The sequence below is a fragment of the Adlercreutzia sp. DFI.6.23 genome (genome assembly GCF_024462535.1).
Lineage (GTDB): Bacteria > Actinomycetota > Coriobacteriia > Coriobacteriales > Eggerthellaceae > Adlercreutzia > Adlercreutzia rubneri.
On the sequence record NZ_JANGBP010000268.1, the window covers coordinates 1 to 365 of the forward strand.

Here is a 365-nt window from a genome sequence, read left to right on the forward strand (position 1 = left end):
TCATCTCCATGGTCTGGTCGCCCTCAGGAATGAGATAGCGCAGGATGAAGCACAACGCCATCGCCTACGGTTTCCTCGTGCCGCTGTTCTTCGTGGTGTCCGGGGCGAAGGTGGACGTGCGGGCCATCGGAGACGAGCCGGAGCTTTTGGGGCTGTTCACCCTCCTTCTGCTGTTCGTGCGCGCGCTGCCCATCTTCGTGGGCCTCTCCACGGGACGCGAGTCGCGCACCATGGACGTGCGCGAGCGGCTCACCATCGCCTTCTACTGCACGACGGCGCTTCCCATCATCGTGGCCGTCACCAGTGTGGCTGTCGCCGCCGGCGGCCACGAGCACGGAGGCGGTCTGCTGGCTCATGGCCTCGGC

The 365-nt window shown here is 66.0% G+C and carries 1 protein-coding gene; it reads left to right on the top strand.

What is annotated here, in order from left to right; all coding sequences use genetic code 11:
• Positions 1 to 44: 44 nt before the first annotated feature.
• A partial coding sequence (locus NE591_RS13315) for a cation:proton antiporter (RefSeq protein ID WP_256156870.1) occupies positions 45 to 365 on the top strand: 321 nt, incomplete at its 3' end.